Here is a 16,913-nt window from a genome sequence, read left to right as displayed (position 1 = left end):
TTTATGGGTTTGATTTGCAAAATTACACTTTTTTGGGATTGCTTTCGAGTTTGCAGATATCATTCCAGCATCTGCCGGCACCGTCATAGTCCAAACCATAACCTACAACAAAATCATTCTCTATTTCAAAGCCGGTGTATTTTATCCTATAATCAAACTGAAAGGCTTTAGGTTTGAGCAATAGCGTACATATTTCAACAGAATCGGCTCCTGCATTTTTAAGTTGAGGTAAAAAATATTGCAGTGTTTTTCCGCTGTCAACAATATCTTCAACTACGATTATTTTTCTGCCATTTATATTTTCGGGCAATGACAACAACTCATTTACTTTATTGCCGCTTTTCATTCCCCGGTAACTTTTAAGCCTCACAAAACTCACTTCGCAGGGAATATCAATATGATTGCTCAGCTCGCCTAAAAAACGATAAGCTCCATTGAGCACGCCTATAATTAAGGGATTCTGGTCTTTATAATCCGTATTGATCTGCATAGCAATTTCAGCAGTTCGCTTTAGAATTTGCTCTTGCGCTATAAGGGGCTTAAAAAATTTGTTTTTGAGTTGTGGCAAAACATTTTATTCGTATCCTACAATAATTTTCTGACCGACCGACAGTTCATTGCTCTTGAATTTATTCCATTCTATTAGCTGCTGAACGGAAACATCGTATTTTTTTGAAATTGCGTAGAGGGTTTCACCTTTAGCAACTGTGTGATAAATGCTTTTTTTAGTTTCTTCCACTTCTTCCTCAACAGGAGATTCTGGTGTCTTTCCAACTATAATTTTGTCTCCTATTCTCATGTCATTGATATTGATGTTTTTATTCCATAAAATCAATTCATCTACTGTTACATTGTATTTTTTGGACAAGCTGTAAAGCGTTTCTCCTGCTTGCAATGTATGAATAACTTCATCCGTCTCTCTTCCCTCTGAATTTTCGCTTTCACTTTGTTCTTCCTTTCTGTCAAAACCTATAATCAACATATCTCCGATTGACAAATTATTGGTTTCAACACCGGTATTCCATTCGAGCAATTGACCAACGGTAATATTGTTATTTACCGCAATGCGGTAAAGCGTTTCTCCTTTCAAAACCTTGTGATACAATGGATAAAGCGAGTTGGGCTTTAAATCAGCCTTTATTTTTTCACTTGAAACAGCTGCTCGTCCTGTACTTCCGCTAAAAGGAACATTTTCAAAGCCTACGATCAGTTCCTGGTCTATTTCCAATATGGGATTAGACAATTGATTCCAGCTCAGGAGTTCATCTATTTGAACAGTGTACAATCTGCTTATGGCATAAAGGGTTTGCTTGGGTTCTACAATGTGGTAAATCGGTCTTGACTGATAATTTTCCCTTGTATCTGTAGCCACTTGATCAGCATCCACGGACTTTTCTTCTCTTTCTTCATCCGGCTTATCCACTTCAATAACCATAGCAATTTCCTCAACTGATGCTTTACGTTCAGAGGCAAGTGTGTCTTTTGTTTCAGCTTCTTCTTCCTGAAGGGCTTCTAATTCAGCGGCTTTTTCTCTTTGCTCGGCTTTAAGTTCTTCGGTTTTCTTTTTCTTAGCAGCATCTTTGATTTCCTTTATTTTTCGCTCCAATCTTTCTTCGTATTCCCTCCTGATCTGATCTTCAGTTTTCAGCCTGGGCTTATCCTTACATTTTCTTTTAAGGCAGAGGCGCTCACCTGTCATGGGCTCTTCTCCGGGGTCCATTCTGTTTTTCTTATAAAGCGAGCGCAATTTTATGCCCTCTGTCTGAGAAATACTGGCCATTGTTTCGCCCTCCTTTACAGTATGGTATTTTTGCTGTCCTCTTCTCTTTTTAGGTTGCAAATAGACTTTGCTACCAGTTCTCACTTCATCTCCCGATTCAAAATCATTGTACTTGAGCAATTGCCTGAGGGTCAACTGGTATTTTTCAGCAATCAATTCAGCCGTTTCGCCAGGCTGGCTTACAACTGTTTTTATGCCATTGAAAACATAGATTTTGTTGTTCAAATCAGCCAGGAGCTCTTCCTTGGTCTTTTCAGTAGATTGCTCGTCTTCCATTTTATCAAATCGGTACAATTTGCGTTCTTCAATAACCCTGATTAACAAGTTGGCATATTGTGGGTTGGTGGCGTATCCGGCTCTTTTTAATCCTTTTGCCCAACTCTGGTAATCTTTAGAATCCACTTCAAATAGAAAAGCATAACGCGACCGTGTCATCAAAAAATTGGAGTGGTCCATGTATGATTCATGGGGATCTTTATAAACCCTAAAGCATTCATCTTTGGCATCATCATCCATATAATAACCCTTGCCTGTCCAGCCCGAATGGCATTTTATCCCAAAATGGTTTTTGGCTTCCTGTGCCAATTTACTATTGCCATAATTGGACTCCAATATTCCCTGTGCCAATTTGATACTTGCCGGAATTCCAGTTCTTTTCATTTCCTGCTGACACAAAGGGGCATACTCTTTAATGTAGTCTTCAATGCTGGTCTTTTTTAATTGAATGCCTCTGTTTTGTGCTGTTATTAAAAGAGGAAGGAATAATAACAAGGTGATAATGAAGAAATTTATTTGGCCAATTTTCATTTCTTAATTTTTAATAAAAGTGTAAAATTAGCGAATTGTCTTTGCTCTTTGTTTTCAATTATCCACAAAGCATTCTGAAAATGAGGGAATTTGATGGCAATAAATCCCTGGAAGGAATTCGGCTTCACTTATTTTTGTTTGAAAACCAGGATTTGATATTGCTGCCCCATTTGACAATCAGAGAATCGCTATTGCTATCTTTCTTGTAATTTTCTTCTCCAATTAATAGTGCAACTGGTTTTAGGTCAGTGTATTCTTCGCATATTACTTTTAAAATTGCAGTAAAAGGCAAAAACAATATCATACCTGCCACGCCCCAAACGGATGCTCCTATGATAATGCTCATAATAGATGCCAAAGCATTTATTTTCAAACTTCCCCCCACGATTTTCGGGCTTAAAAAATTACTTTCTATAACTTGAACTGCCCAAAATAAAAGCGCTACAGCTAAAGGCATCAAAAGGGAATCGTAAGAAATAAATGCGTAAAGCACAGGAATGGCGGCACCCACAAGTGTTCCTACATAGGGCACAATTGCTAGAACAGCGGCCAAATATCCAAATAGAAATGGGCTGTCCAATCCAATAATCAACAAACCAATACTATTGATCATGCCAAGGATTAGAATAATTAAAATGACTCCAAACAAATACTTTTGACCGACTTGCTGTATTTTACGAAAAAGATGCCTTGCCTTTTCTTGCTTTTCTTTGGGGTAAAATTCAACCAGGGCATTGACCAATCCCTTTTTGTAAATCAATATTAAAAATAAAAATACAACTGTAGAAACAACTCCGCTAAGGATTCCGGCAGTGCCGCTAAATGTTTCTTTAACCAAAGTACCCGCAGAGTTGTTCAGCCAATTTTTAATTTCATCGGTAATATCGCCTGATTCAACATTGGGAACAAAATTCACATTGTTGTTTACAAATAATGTAACATCGGCAAATACACTCAGGATTTTATCGCGAAACTGTGAAAATTCTTCAGAGAGTTCGATTATTTGGGTAGATAAGAGAATTGTGGCTCCCGCAAAGGATAGAAAAACGCCAAGCATAGAAAGAAAGGCGGCAAACATTTCATTCATGCCCAATGATTCCAGTTTTTTTACCATAGGGTAAAGAATAAAGGACAACATCAATGCAAAACTTAGTGGTATAAGTATGACCTTGCCATAATGCATGGTTGCGAATAGTGCAAATAGAGTCGCAAATACATAAAACAGCTTTTGAAAAGACAATTTCATATCAAGCTTATTTTGTGATAAGATAGATATTATAATCAAATTTTTCTCAGTATCATCACCTTACAATTCATCAGATTTTGAAAAACCTTTTACAAGCCAACAAAAACCTAATCCTCGAAATTATTGCCGTACTCAGTGGTGCGGCTTATACCATCTTGATCAGCTACGGTAGTCTTTGGTGCTGGTTGTTTGCCATTATCAGTTCTATTGCATTTATTTATCTCTGCTTTAGCAAAAGATTACTGGCCGAAACCGGTCTGCACACTTTTTATCTGGCTATGGGGTTTTACGGGTTCTATTCATGGGATACTGCCGAAGGTGGCTTTGCTCCAATTAGTCTGGGCTGGGAATATAATTTCATAATTATTATCGCTGCCGGAGGACTTTCCATTATAAGTGGTCATCTTCTAAAAAGACATTCAAAGGCTGCACTACCCTATTTAGATGCATTCACTACCATTTTCAGTATAATTGCTACTTTTATGATGGTCGGAATGGTGCTGGAAAACTGGATTTACTGGATTGTAATAGATGCTTTATCTATTTATCTATACAGCAAAAGGGGGCTTTATCTTTCAGCACTTTTATACCTGGCGTATATTGGTTTGGCTATTAACGGACTGATCAACTGGCTATGAAAAAAATTGCAGTAGTAGGACCGGAATCAACCGGCAAAAGCACATTGAGCAAAATGCTTGCAGATGAACTGGAAGGACTTTGGATACCAGAATATGCCCGAATCTATCTCGAAGCAAATGGGCTTGACTATAAGAAAGCAGATGTTGAAAATATTGCAAAACATCAATATGAGCTGGAAAAAAGTGCTGAAGAAGTAGCCCAAAATCAGTGGATAGTCTGTGATACCAACCTACTGGTGATTAAAGTCTGGATGCAGTACAAGTACAATGATTATCCCAAATGGATAGATCAAAAATTAAAACAGGAAACTTTGTACATCCTCAGCAAGCCAGATATGCCTTGGGTGTCAGATCCTTTGCGCGAAAATCCACACAACCGGGATGAGCTGTACGAAATTTACTTTGATTTATTAAAAAAGTCAGGTGCGCAATTTACTGAAGTTGAAGGTAACGAAAAGCAGCGTTTAACAAACAGTCTAAAATGGCTGAGCCAGTTTCAATAGCTATTTTTTCTTTGCAATTAGATTTCTATTGAAGAAATTAACATTAATTCCTTCAGCTCATTCAATGAATTTACATTAATTTCTTCAGTATATTTTGACTTATTTTTGTAACTTTAAAAAATGCATACAGATAAAAACCATATCCAAAGGGCAATTTTCCAAGTATTCAAACAAAAAGTAAAACCGCAAAAAGTATTGATTTTACTTGGAGCGAGAAGAGTTGGGAAAACAGCTTTGATACATAGATTTCTAGAAGAAATTCCTAAAAATAAATATCTTTTGCTCAACGGTGAAGACCAGAAAACAATTGATGCATTTGAAGATCGCTCAATAGATAATTTTAAGCGCATTATAGGAAATCAAGAATATTTGGTAATTGATGAAGCACAAAAAATTGAGGATATAGGAGTCAAGCTGAAATTAATCGTAGATGAAATAAAAAACATCCGAGTAATTGCTACAGGTTCTTCCATGTTTGACCTAAGCAACAAACTTGGAGAACCTTTGGTAGGAAGGGAAAACACATTGCTGTTATACCCACTTTCCCAAATGGAGCTCAACAATCTTGAAAATTATCTTGATACAAAATCCAAGCTTGAAGAGAGGCTGATTTTTGGAGCCTATCCCGAACTAGAAAAATATGAAAGCTGGGATGAAAAGGGAGATTATCTGGAAAGTATCGTAAATGCATATTTGCTAAAAGACATACTCGAATATCAGGGTATTAAAAAAGCAGATAAAATAATGGATTTACTAAGGCTAATCGCTTTTCAGGTGGGTAAAGAAGTGAGCATAGATGAGCTTGCCAACAATCTAAAGGGCATCAGTAGAAATACCGTAGAAATTTATCTGGATTTACTTTCGAAGGTATTTATTATTTATAAAGTAAATGGATTTAGCAGAAACCTGAGAAAGGAAATCAGCAAATCATCACACTGGTATTTTTATGACAATGGTATTAAAAATGCAGTTTTGCGCAATTTTAATCCATTAAAATTAAGAATGGATAAAGGTGATCTTTGGGAAAATTACCTAATGAGCGAAAGAATAAAATTCAATTCCTATTCTAAAAAACGGGTCAACTATTATTTTTGGAGAACCTACGATCAACAAGAACTGGATCTTGTAGAAGAAGAAGCTGGAGCATTGAGAGCTTTTGAATTTAAATGGAATAAAAACAAGACCCCAAAAGCCCCAGGAGCATGGAGGAAAAATTATCCAAATGCTTCATTTGAAATTATTCATCCCGATAATTACTTATCCTTTATCTGCTAACTGAAAGTATTAACGTGAATTCCTTCAGTTCATTCAATGAATTCATGTTAATTTCTTCAGTACACTTCGTTTTTTTCAAAAATCAGTTTGTTTAGAAAACTTCATTTCAACTTTCAAATAATTTTCCCTTAGCTTTGCAGCATAATCTATTAGGGGTGCTCGATAAAGGGCTGAGAATTTACCCTCAATACCTGATCCAGATAATGCTGGCGAAGGGAATATAGGTGAAAAAGGCATATTGCTTTGCGCTGTGTTCTTTTCATTTGTTGTCTCATACCTTTATCCCGGCCCGTAATTATTAAAAACAATAATTATGAAAAGGCTGCAAATTTTACTAATTACTTACTTTCTTTCTCAGGTGCTTTCTGCCCAGGAAAACAAACTCACAGGACAAATTTTAAATGAAGAAAACCAAAGCCCGGTAACCGGAGCTTATGTAGTGGCAAAAGATTATCTGCTTGTTGCCTACACCGATGAGAATGGGAACTTCGAACTGAGTACCAAACGCGTTTCCAGCGATAGTTTTACGCTCAATATTTCCCATATCAGCTTTCAGAAAAAACAGCTTATTGTTTCTAAGCAAAAAACAAATTTGACAATCAGTTTATCCCCCAAAACCATTTTATCTGAAGAAGTGATTGTATCGTCCACACGTGCCAATCGCAATATTTCCACTACTGCTGAAACCATTGAAAAGGAAGATTTTGAGGAGCGTAATCTGGGGCAGGACATCCCTGTCTTGCTTGAGTTGAGTCCGAGTGTAGTGAGCACTTCAGATGCCGGAGCTGGCGTGGGATATACCGGTCTTAGAATTCGCGGATCAGATCAAACCCGGGTAAATGTCACCATCAATGGTATTCCCTACAATGATCCCGAATCGCAGGGGGTGTTTTGGGTCAATCTTCCCGATTTTGCTTCTTCTGTAGAAAACATACAGGTACAACGTGGTGTGGGCACAAGCACTAATGGTGCTGGGGCATTTGGTGGTTCCATCAATATCCAAACCTCAGAATTGCAAAAAGAAAAACCTTATGGGGAATTGGCAGGCTCCTACGGCAGCTTTAATACCTGGAAAACAACTGCTAAACTCGGTACCGGCTTGATCAAAGACAAATTTGCCTTTGAAGGACGTTTTTCAAAAATAAAATCTGATGGATTTGTGGACAGGGCCAGTTCCAACCTGACTTCCGGCTTTTTATCGGGCGGCTATTTCGGAGAAAAAACCATAATCAAAGCCAATATTTTCACCGGAAAGGAAATTACCTATCAAAGCTGGTGGGGTGTACCGGAAGATTCCCTTTCCACCAACAGGCAATACAATTATTACAATTACGACAATCAGGTAGACAATTATCAGCAAAATCACTACCAATTGCATATTTCACAGGAATTGCACGAAAAATTTCTCTTAAATGTAGCGCTGCATTATACGCGAGGCAAAGGGTATTTTGAAGAATACAAAGGGCCCGAATACAACAATGATGATGGTTTCAACTCTAAACAGCGATTTAGCAGCTATGGACTAGACAATGTTATCATTGGTAGTGATACAATAGAAAGAACATCATTAATTAGGAGAAGGCACTATAACAACCGCTTTTACGGCAGCACTTTCTCATTGATCTATGAGCCCAATAACAAATCAAACATTACACTTGGCGGAGCCTGGAACCAAAATGACGGGGATCATTACGGGGAAGTGATCTGGGCAGAATTTGCATCCAATGGTGAAAAAGGACATCGCTATTATGAAAATGCAGGAATAAAAACCGATTTCAATGTTTATGCGAAAGGGCATTATAGGATTTTAAGAGGGCTCTCCGCATTTGTTGATTTGCAATATCGGCATGTGGGCTATGCAACAGGAGGTATTAACCGAGACCTGAGCCCCATTTCAGAAGAGCGTATTTTCCACTTTTTCAATCCCAAAGCAGGAATCAGCTATGCAGTGAATGAACGCAACAGATTCAATGCCTCATTTGCCATTGCCAATCGAGAACCGGTACGCAGGGATATTGTAGATGCTCCTGCAAATAAAACACCCAAAGCAGAGCAATTGAGAAATTTAGAACTTGGTTATGAATTCAGCCTGAGCAAATGGCGCTTGTCATTGAATTACTACTGGATGGGCTATAAAGACCAACTTGTACTCACCGGAGATGTAAATGATGTGGGGGGCAGCATTCGCACAAATGTGGATGAGAGTTACAGAACAGGCATTGAACTACAAAGTAAACTCAAAATAATAGACCAACTGGAATGGGATTTTAACTTTACCTACAGTGCCAATAAAATCCGCTCCTTTGAAGAATATGTGCCTGTAGATTTTGGATACAGTGGTTTTGATACCATTCAGCACAAAAACACAGATATCTCATTCTCCCCTTCAATTATATCTGCTTCTCAATTCAGCTATATACCGGTTGAAGGCTTAAAAATTTCATTGATCAACAAATACGTAGGAAGGCAATATTTGGACAACAGCTCAAATATAGATCGCAGCATTGACCCTTATTTTTTGACACATGTGGGTCTGAATTACCATTGGAAAATCGGAAAATTTATAGAAAGTGTTGATTTTAACCTGTTGCTCAATAATATTTTCAATACCGAGTACGAGTCCAATGGCTATACCTTCAGCAGTATTGATGGACAAACAACAGAACGAGCTGATTATAATTACTACTACCCACAAGCCGGAATTAACTTGTTGGGGGGAATTAGGGTGAGGTTTTGATTATTTACTTCTTTCTCAAAACCAAAATAAAACCATATCCAACAAAAGCCGGTATCAATAAATTAATAAGCCAAATCAAACTTGCAGCGCTTAGAATTTCCGGCTCCATACCCGAATAAGCTGAAAGGAAAAACAGCGCAATATTGCCGCGAATGCCCAATTCAAGCAAGGCAAGAGATGGGATCAATGTTTGCACTAAAAAAATCAATGCCACAAATTGCAAACCCTCAACAAAGCCTAATGGAATTGCAAAAAACCAAAAGAGCAATAAATATTGCAACACATAAACATTGTAACGCAAAACAGAAAGTAGCAGAACTTTCACAAGCAAAAAAAATGGCAATCCGGTTTTAAGGAGCCTGTACTTTTTAAAAAAATACTTAAACAAATATTTATTGAGCTGAGCAATTATCCAGCCCGAATTGAAATAAGCCAGCACGAGAAAAACACTTGTTGCGGCCAATGCATTGAGTACGGTTAGCACCAACATATCTTTACCGGTGAGTTCGAGTAAAAAATCAAGCAAAAAATATGCGCCACCACAACCCAAAGCAAGTGTAACAATGATCTGCGCATAGCTTCCTGCAAAATTCGCCAGCCATGCATTGGGATTCCAGGGCTTTTTAAGGAAAAGGAAACGTCCGGCATATTCTCCTATTCTGTTGGGCGTGAACATAGTGAATGTCACACCGGAAAGCACAGAACGAAAGCTATTGGTAAAAGTAAGTGGCTCAATACGCTGCATCAGCATTTTCCACTTGAGTGATTCCAAAATCCAGTTAACAGGCATCAAAAACAATGCTCCAAGCAAGAACAAAACATTTCCCTCTGTCCAGCGCTCTTTTAGTTGTACTAAAAAGGCTTCAAAATCCCTTTCCAGAAAAATTTGTTGGTAAAGTGCAATGGCCAAGAGTATAAATACCGCTACTTTTAGGGTAATGAAAAAAATACGTTTTCTATTTATCGGCATCAATATTTTTCATTTTCCGCCTAAAATACTCAGAAATTGAGCGACAGCTTACAAAAAGAGCAGATAATCCTCGGAATTGATCCGGGAACCAATGTAATGGGCTATGGCGTGCTTCAAATTAAAGGGCAACAAATGATATTGCTCAGCATGGGAATTATTGATATGTCGAAACTTGAAAACCATCAGCTGAAACTCAAAAAAATATTTGAACGTGTGACCTGGCTTGTAAAGGAATATTTACCGGACGAATGTGCAATTGAAGCTCCGTTTTTTGGTAAAAACGTACAAAGCATGCTCAAACTTGGGAGAGCACAGGGCGTGGCAATGGCTGCTGTTTTAAACCGTGGCGTACCAATTGAAGAGTATTCGCCCAGAAAGATCAAACAGTCTATAACCGGAAATGGTAACGCCTCGAAAGAGCAGGTTTCAGCTTTATTGCAAAAACTTGTGAAATTCGAGCAAAGCCCAAAATTCTTGGATGCTACAGATGCTTTGGCAGCAGCCGTTTGTCATCACTTTCAATTTAAAGGTGTAGGAAGCAAAAGCAAGGGGAAAAACAAGGCAAGCTGGAAAGCCTTTTTAGCGGAAAATCCGCAGCGATTGAAGAAATGATTTGCCGTCAAAGATGCCTATGAATTATTTCAAAATGTAGGGGCTCACGGCCGTGAGCCCCTACATTTTGAAATAGTTATGTTATAACCATCCCTTATTCAAAAGCTTTTGCTATTTGCCCAGAAATTTCCTGAAACTCAGCTTCACTCAGTTCCACTTTGGGCTTGGAAAAATCCAGGTCGTGAATACCATTGATTGGACTAAGGTGCACATGAGCATGCGGAACTTCCAGCCCTAATACAGCAATTCCAACACGCTCACATTCCACCACTTTTTCAATAGCTTTTGCTACTCTTTTAGAAAAGGCAAATAAACCTTTGAGGGTTTCATCATCCAGGTCAAAAATATAATCTACTTCCTTTTTTGGAACTACAAGCGTATGCCCTTTTGCCAGTGGATTGATGTCTAAAAAGGCATAGTAGTTTTCATCTTCCGCTATCTTATAGGAAGGGATTTCTCCATTTATTATTTTGGTAAAAACTGATGCCATAATTACCTCGAAATTGATAACAATTCAAATTCAACAATACCTGTTGGGGTTTCTACTTTGGCTATATCACCTTTCTTTTTACCCAACAGTCCTTTTCCAATAGGAGAAGTTACCGAAATTTTCTTTTCTTTCAAATTTGCTTCTGATTCAGCAACAAGGGTATATTTCAGCACAGCACCATTTTTCAGGTTTTTGATTTCCACAGTAGAAAGCACAAGTGCTTTAGAAGTATCAAGATCACTATCGTCAAGAATACGTGCATTGGCCAGCGTTTCTTCCATCTTGGTGATTTTAAGCTCCAGCATGCCTTGTGCTTCTTTTGCGGCATCGTATTCGGCATTTTCTGAAAGATCACCCTTTTCACGTGCTTCAGCAATTTGCTGTGATATTTCAGCACGTTCTTTTGTTTTAAGATGATTCAATTCTTGCTTCAACTTTTCGTAACCTTCTTTGGTATAGTAACTAATCTTAGACATAAGCCTGTGTTTTATATAAAAAGAAAACGCTTCAAAGCGAATTGAAACGTTTTTTTTCAATTATTGTAATTAAATTTTAGCCTTCTTCCTGAAAGACCTCTTCTTTAGATTTTTTCTTTTTAAACGGAGGTACTTTTGTGCCTAAGTTAAAACGGAGGCCAATAGAATGTGTTCCACCAAAAACCTGAGATGGGCGATAAGAATAATCAATTCCCATTGCAGGACCTTCTTCTTTAAAAGGCACCATTACAGAAGCTCCGGCAGCAATCCCCACAAAATCAGTCGTTCTGGTTTCTGCATCGGTCAACCCTTTTTCATAGCGGTAACCTGCTCTTACCTGGAACATTTCTCGATAGGAATATTCAAGACCTCCACCTACATGATCTTTGCCAAATGAATTGGAGGTAAAATTAAAAGCTATTGTAATTCTGTGATCGGCAGCTAAATCAGGGTTGTTTTTCAAATTATCTGCATAAAGATCATAAGAAGCACCAATATGCAGAAGTGATGGAAGCTCAAACTTTTGAGTTCTACTGCTTACAGTCAGATTATAAGAACCCGATGGAGCATCCCCCCTAAAAGTTAGCCCTTCTCCACCAAACTTCATTGGTGTACCAACATTTCTAAGAGAAACACCAAAACGGATTTGGTCAAGTTTACCTGTTACATATTGAATTCCAGCATCTAAAGCCACACCTGAAGCACTCAAATCAGGTACGCGTTGATTAAGAAAGCGTACAACTACACCTCCATATATACTCTCAGAAAATGCTCTTGAAAAAGCCAGACCTATATTTAAAAAATTCGGACTATATGTGCCCAGACCACCTTCTGGAGAATTGGTAGTAGTGATTTCAATATCCCCAAAACTTACAGAATTGATATTCAACCCTATAAAATTAGTTTTCTCCTTTCCAATTGCCTGAGCAATACCGGCAGCATTAATACTTACCTGCGAATCGAAAAGCCATCTGGAATGGGAAAATACAACTTCAGTGTTTGGTGCATGTGCCAGACCTGCAACATTTATTCGCATAGCTTCAAGACCTTCAACTCTTGAAGAATTCATGCCATACATGCCTGAACTTCTAGCCCAACCGTTCATCAACAATTCATAACCACCAGCTTCACCGGCTCTGTCTTCATTTCCCGCTAAAAGGGAGTTTGTGCTTAGTACTAAGCAAACAGAAAAAATAAATAGCCTATTAAACATCCTTTTCATTTCTTGTGTATATAATTTTTAGAACGTGTCCAAATCAATCGGACGCATTACTCCAAACCACTTAATTACTTTTGTTCCAACTCCAGGAACTTCTACATGTATAAGATAAACTCCACTTGCAATCATAATTCGTTTATCATTTCTCAAGTCCCAATCTATAGAATTATCCAAATTATTTCGGTCAGTAGAAGTTCCTACAGATGTACTGGAGTTTACATCCCTGTCAAATTGTCGAATTAAAGTTCCTGCCAGCGTAAATATTGATACCGTGCATTCATCGGGCAAATTAGTGATTTTCACCCTATTGTCAAGCTGATTGGTCTCATATTCAGAGTAGGCATAGTATGGATTGGGTACTACACGAATCTCATCCAGTGCATCTTCAGCTACTTCTGCTATTCGGTGTTCTATACCCATGCCTTCTGTGCTAAATGTATAGAGCGGCAAACCTTCATTTTCACCAGTAATCGCAAGTCTACTGTATGGAGTGTTTACTCTTAATTTGACTTTGGTTTCAGTAGGTATTAAACCTTCCTCAGCTGATTTAAGCTTATTCCCGGGATTCACTACGGGCATTGATGTCCACATGATCTTATTATAAATACTGTCTCTTAAGACTACATTTTCACGGGGTGTTGTTGTGCCTCCTATGTGTGGATAAACATTGAAATTATCTAAAAGTATTCTTTGCGCACGCTCCCCTTCATCATAAGGGGTTTCCATTACATAGATATAGTGTTTGCCTCCAAACAAAACATTGAATAAAGGAGAGGTTTGATTGGATGTCGGATTCCAAATCATATCCCTACCATTGTCTTCCTGCAACCAGGAACTTTCACCAAACATGATATTAAGGCGCTGACCGGTTTCTACATTTACAGCATAACCAGGAAACCAGGAGCGACCTGTATCTCCAAACAGCGGTTGGAAATTTTTGCCAAGAGATTCGGTCATTCTAATATTTCCTTTGATTGCATTGCCCTCACTTAAGAGTGAATCACCGGATGTTTCTAATACAACACAGCGCGTCCATTTGTCCCTGTCATCTGTAAAGACGATATCAACACTTTGCAGTCTGTTAATTGTATTCTCAGTACCTTCAATACTTTGTGTAAAGCCTGCATTGGCTCTAGTTACAAAACCTGGCCCATGTGTTTCACCAGATCTGGCAGGAATAGCAGATGTTGGAAAACTGATAATTTTTCCAACCAATTCATTGTGAAACTGGTATGATGTTAGGCCATATGGTGCCCATGTTCCATCTAAAATGGTACTGAATTCTTGATCTTCATCCCAAAATGCATATTCAATTTCTTGAACACCACCTGGAACTTGAGCTTCGTAATTGTAATCATTAAATACATTTAAATATTCAGGAGATGCCGGAGGATCCGGCTGTTGCTCCCTGTAATTTCCTGACCTAATCCAGTTGAAATAAGAATTGGTGCTTTGATCCTCAATTCCACCCAGCCAATTTTGCTGAGGATCAGCATAGGCTTTACTCGCTTCTATAAATCCATTGGCATTAGTCCAGTTTCTGAGTGCAGTAATATTTCCTGAAGGGTCAGTGCTGTCACAATTTTGTTCCACTTGTTTAATCCTGATACTGATGCCATATTCCTGAATCAATTGTTGATTGACAACTGCAATATCTCTTTCAGAAGGGATTATATCCAATACAGTCCCATCACTGATTTCCAATTCCCATACTGCTGTATCAGAAAGGATTTCATCATCTTTTGTCGCTAAATATGGTGGTAAAACTGACGAATCTTTCATAGACAGCTTAAAATCAACATTTTTAACTTTAAAGGGATCGTAAACCATTGCCTCTATAGGTGCATTTCCACCTTCATAAACTACAGGGCCGTAAAATCCACCATTATTGAGTATTTCTTCAATAGATTCATCTGTTAAGTTAAGCGAAAAACCTCCATTGCCAGCACCTTCAATTCTTGTTACAGGCAGCATATCCCCATAAGCAGAATTAACACGGGTTCCTTCTGAACCGGGTTCTGGCTGATGTGGAATGCCAGAATAAACACTCACATTCCTACGGCCTTGCAGAAAAGGTTTTTGCTGACCTTTAGGGCTATTAACAGGGTCAAAAGGTAAGTAGTTATTGTATGCATAAGCAATGGCTGTATAGTAATAGGTCTTGTGGTTAACAAGCCCTACACCCTCTTCACCAAATAAATCCTGGGTAATTCTAAAAGTAGTTCGTATGTCTTCATTATTTCCATCTACCATTAATTCAGGTATCGGATAAGGACTAAGTTCCTGGTTTAAACTATAATTAACAATTTGATCCACATCATCTCTTATATCTACCTGTGCAACCACTCTGGATACGGTGGGGTCATCCAGGTTTTCTACAGAAACAGAAGGGTCTCTCAACTGGTATAAAATATAACCCTGGAAAGTATAAGTAGTATCGGTTATGGTACTGTCAATATTTGTAAAATAATTTACGGCATCTGTACTCCCTTCATCATAAGACTGCCCTACATTATTAGAGCCCGGTTCATTTACAAAAGAAATAACCAGTTCATTGCTGAGCTCTCTTATTTGCAATGTTGGGGCATCCGGACCGTCAATTAATTGGAAATTATTTCTAAACAATGCCAAAGCATTATCAGCGGAATTACCTATGGCAGCATCAAATGAGCCACAAGCAAAACCTGTGGGACGTGTCCAAACAACTCCTACAGTTATAGTGTTCACATCACCTGGTTCAAGGGTGAAAGGACCGGATGATTGAAGGTATCTTCTATCGGCAGGTGTGTTTCCTTCGCTACATTCAGACCATTCTGAGGGCTCAGAAGGATCTCCGGGGAACATATACGTTGTTGGAACTGACCCTCCATAAGCATTTCCACCTTCTGTAAAAGGTGTATTGTCCTTCCAAAAACCGCGCATATAATTGTAATAATGCACAGCAGTTTCAGGATTCCCTGTAACTGAAAAATCATTGTTGTAGTAAGTAAAAGTGGACATCCCCAGCGTTTCCCTCGGGTCATTAGGGCCGGCATTCGGGTCAATATCTGCAAGCGGCCCTTCAAAATAAACCGTAGCCACCAATGGAGGGTTGGCTCCGTATCCACGAGATGCACAATCAGGATCGGTAGGTGTTCCATTGTAGCATATACCCATATCCCGCGAAGTATCACAACCTACAAAATCATTGTTAAAACATCCCAGGTCGGGATCCACCCATTGTCCCATATAAAAATCACCTATGCGGGTAGTCGCTTTGTTTCTAATAATATACCTGTAAAAGGTCATGTTGTTAATCTCATCAGAAGTATTGAAAGCAAATGCCAAAGCGCCAATTTCAACACCAATAGACTGACCACCGGTTTCACCATGCACATCTCCCTTGTCATTATATACCCAAAAGATCATTTGATCACCATAGGTGGACAAAGTCGCTGCTTGTGCACCAGGCGATTGATTGTTGGTTTCTCGAACACCTATTACCGGATAATCCCCATTTTCAGGGTCATAAAATCCATTTTCATTAAAGTCAAAAAACGGGGCTAAATCCTGATTGATCTGCATGGGACTGCCATTCGCGGCCCTGGAATTCACATTCCCTAAAGCAGGCCATTCCTGAATACCTGCAGGAATATCCGATAATGGTCTTTGCCCTGAAGGGTTTTGGTCAAAAAATGCGATATGATCATCAATGTCTGCACCCAGAACTCTAAAATGCCGGTCAAAACGGTTACATGTTTGTTCAGTAACATTTCCAATATTGTCCAAAGGGCCCGGCCAAAAATCATTACCATTCTGACGATAGGTTTGTGCAGCTGTTTTCAATTGTCCGCCTGCATCAAGTCCTGCCAACCATATTGCACCCGCAAATAAAGAATGTACACTAGGTGCTGAGCCGGGCGGATCAATTTTAGGGATTTCATATTTTGCATCATTTAAATCCCACCACATATCACCTCCATTCAACATGGTAGTTCGTACATTGTTAATGTTCAAATTTGTCTGAGCACTTGCAGGAGAACAAGTGGCAGCAAGTTTTGAAAATTTCCCTGCCTTACCCGACTGTCCGACATTCTCCTTGGCATTCAGTGGGATGATTGAGATTATTAATAATGCGGCTATTATAGATTTATATGCGCTCATGACATGCGTATTTTTCA

The 16,913-nt window shown here is 38.7% G+C and carries 13 protein-coding genes and 1 riboswitch; of the genes, 5 read left to right on the top strand and 8 right to left on the bottom strand.

Going from position 1 to position 16,913, the window contains the following annotated elements:
- Positions 1-22: 22 nt before the first annotated feature.
- The 3 genes from hpt to WD048_09205 form a co-directional block, all read right to left on the bottom strand.
- The gene (gene hpt, locus WD048_09215) at positions 23-568 is read right to left on the bottom strand and encodes a hypoxanthine phosphoribosyltransferase (GenBank protein ID MEX0812385.1); all 546 of its coding nucleotides are present in this window, start codon (positions 566-568) and stop codon (positions 23-25) included.
- Between the two features lie 6 nt (positions 569-574).
- On the bottom strand, positions 575-2,587 hold the full coding sequence (locus WD048_09210; GenBank protein ID MEX0812384.1) for a LysM peptidoglycan-binding domain-containing protein: 2,013 nt from the start codon (positions 2,585-2,587) through the stop codon (positions 575-577).
- A 124-nt stretch (positions 2,588-2,711) separates the two neighbouring features.
- Positions 2,712-3,833: an AI-2E family transporter gene (locus tag WD048_09205; protein ID MEX0812383.1), complete on the bottom strand. Its 1,122-nt coding sequence runs from the start codon at positions 3,831-3,833 to the stop codon at positions 2,712-2,714.
- A 77-nt stretch (positions 3,834-3,910) separates the two neighbouring features.
- On the opposite strand from WD048_09205, the gene pnuC reads away from it, so the two are divergent.
- From pnuC to WD048_09185, 4 genes are all read left to right on the top strand, one after another.
- Positions 3,911-4,471 carry a nicotinamide riboside transporter PnuC gene (gene pnuC, locus WD048_09200; GenBank protein MEX0812382.1) on the top strand — a complete coding sequence of 187 codons (561 nt, stop codon included), beginning with the start codon at positions 3,911-3,913 and terminating at the stop codon, positions 4,469-4,471.
- A complete protein-coding gene (locus tag WD048_09195) occupies positions 4,468-4,974 on the top strand; it encodes an ATP-binding protein (GenBank protein ID MEX0812381.1) in 507 nt (168 codons plus the stop codon). Before pnuC ends, WD048_09195 begins: the two co-directional genes overlap by 4 nt.
- A gap of 120 nt (positions 4,975-5,094) precedes the next feature.
- Positions 5,095-6,249 carry an ATP-binding protein gene (locus tag WD048_09190; GenBank protein MEX0812380.1) on the top strand — a complete coding sequence of 385 codons (1,155 nt, stop codon included), beginning with the start codon at positions 5,095-5,097 and terminating at the stop codon, positions 6,247-6,249.
- Between the two features lie 141 nt (positions 6,250-6,390).
- Positions 6,391-6,485, top strand: a riboswitch (TPP riboswitch).
- 77 nt (positions 6,486-6,562) lie between these two features.
- Entirely contained in the window at positions 6,563-8,986 is a 2,424-nt protein-coding gene (locus WD048_09185; GenBank protein MEX0812379.1) for a TonB-dependent receptor, read from the top strand.
- Positions 8,987-8,990: 4 nt separating this feature from the next.
- Here the strand turns inward: WD048_09185 and WD048_09180 are convergent, their stop codons facing one another.
- On the bottom strand, positions 8,991-9,956 hold the full coding sequence (locus tag WD048_09180) for a lysylphosphatidylglycerol synthase domain-containing protein (protein ID MEX0812378.1): 966 nt from the start codon (positions 9,954-9,956) through the stop codon (positions 8,991-8,993).
- Between the two features lie 36 nt (positions 9,957-9,992).
- Between WD048_09180 and ruvC the strand changes: the two genes are divergently transcribed.
- Complete coding sequence (gene ruvC, locus WD048_09175) at positions 9,993-10,568, top strand: crossover junction endodeoxyribonuclease RuvC (GenBank protein MEX0812377.1); 576 nt, start codon at positions 9,993-9,995, stop codon at positions 10,566-10,568.
- Positions 10,569-10,662: 94 nt separating this feature from the next.
- Here the strand turns inward: ruvC and WD048_09170 are convergent, their stop codons facing one another.
- The 4 genes from WD048_09170 to WD048_09155 all read right to left on the bottom strand — a co-directional run bounded on the left by WD048_09170 (position 10,663) and on the right by WD048_09155 (position 16,896).
- On the bottom strand, positions 10,663-11,058 hold the full coding sequence (locus WD048_09170; GenBank protein MEX0812376.1) for an HIT family protein: 396 nt from the start codon (positions 11,056-11,058) through the stop codon (positions 10,663-10,665).
- A 2-nt stretch (positions 11,059-11,060) separates the two neighbouring features.
- On the bottom strand, positions 11,061-11,534 hold the full coding sequence (gene greA, locus WD048_09165; protein ID MEX0812375.1) for a transcription elongation factor GreA: 474 nt from the start codon (positions 11,532-11,534) through the stop codon (positions 11,061-11,063).
- A gap of 76 nt (positions 11,535-11,610) precedes the next feature.
- Positions 11,611-12,756 carry a PorV/PorQ family protein gene (locus WD048_09160; protein MEX0812374.1) on the bottom strand — a complete coding sequence of 382 codons (1,146 nt, stop codon included), beginning with the start codon at positions 12,754-12,756 and terminating at the stop codon, positions 11,611-11,613.
- A gap of 18 nt (positions 12,757-12,774) precedes the next feature.
- Positions 12,775-16,896 (bottom strand): hypothetical protein, encoded by a 4,122-nt coding sequence (locus WD048_09155; GenBank protein MEX0812373.1) that lies wholly within the window; start codon positions 16,894-16,896, stop codon positions 12,775-12,777.
- Positions 16,897-16,913: the final 17 nt, after the last annotated feature.

This window comes from Chitinophagales bacterium, assembly GCA_040877935.1.
In the GTDB taxonomy this organism is placed as follows: Bacteria; Bacteroidota; Bacteroidia; order Chitinophagales; family CAIOSU01; genus JBBDNB01.
This window is presented reverse-complemented; position numbering and strand designations above follow the sequence as displayed.

Bases quoted from the DNA above. Each gene is read 5' to 3' on its own strand.
- WD048_09210 (MEX0812384.1), bottom strand. From the start codon at position 2,587: ATGAAAATTGGCCAAATAAATTTCTTCATTATCACCTTGTTATTATTC.
- WD048_09205 (MEX0812383.1), bottom strand. From the start codon at position 3,833: ATGAAATTGTCTTTTCAAAAGCTGTTTTATGTATTTGCGACTCTATTT.
- WD048_09195 (MEX0812381.1), top strand. From the start codon at position 4,468: ATGAAAAAAATTGCAGTAGTAGGACCGGAATCAACCGGCAAAAGCACA.
- WD048_09190 (MEX0812380.1), top strand. From the start codon at position 5,095: ATGCATACAGATAAAAACCATATCCAAAGGGCAATTTTCCAAGTATTC.
- WD048_09185 (MEX0812379.1), top strand. From the start codon at position 6,563: ATGAAAAGGCTGCAAATTTTACTAATTACTTACTTTCTTTCTCAGGTG.
- WD048_09180 (MEX0812378.1), bottom strand. From the start codon at position 9,956: ATGCCGATAAATAGAAAACGTATTTTTTTCATTACCCTAAAAGTAGCG.
- WD048_09170 (MEX0812376.1), bottom strand. From the start codon at position 11,058: ATGGCATCAGTTTTTACCAAAATAATAAATGGAGAAATCCCTTCCTAT.
- greA (MEX0812375.1), bottom strand. From the start codon at position 11,534: ATGTCTAAGATTAGTTACTATACCAAAGAAGGTTACGAAAAGTTGAAG.
- WD048_09160 (MEX0812374.1), bottom strand. From the start codon at position 12,756: ATGAAAAGGATGTTTAATAGGCTATTTATTTTTTCTGTTTGCTTAGTA.
- WD048_09155 (MEX0812373.1), bottom strand. From the start codon at position 16,896: ATGAGCGCATATAAATCTATAATAGCCGCATTATTAATAATCTCAATC.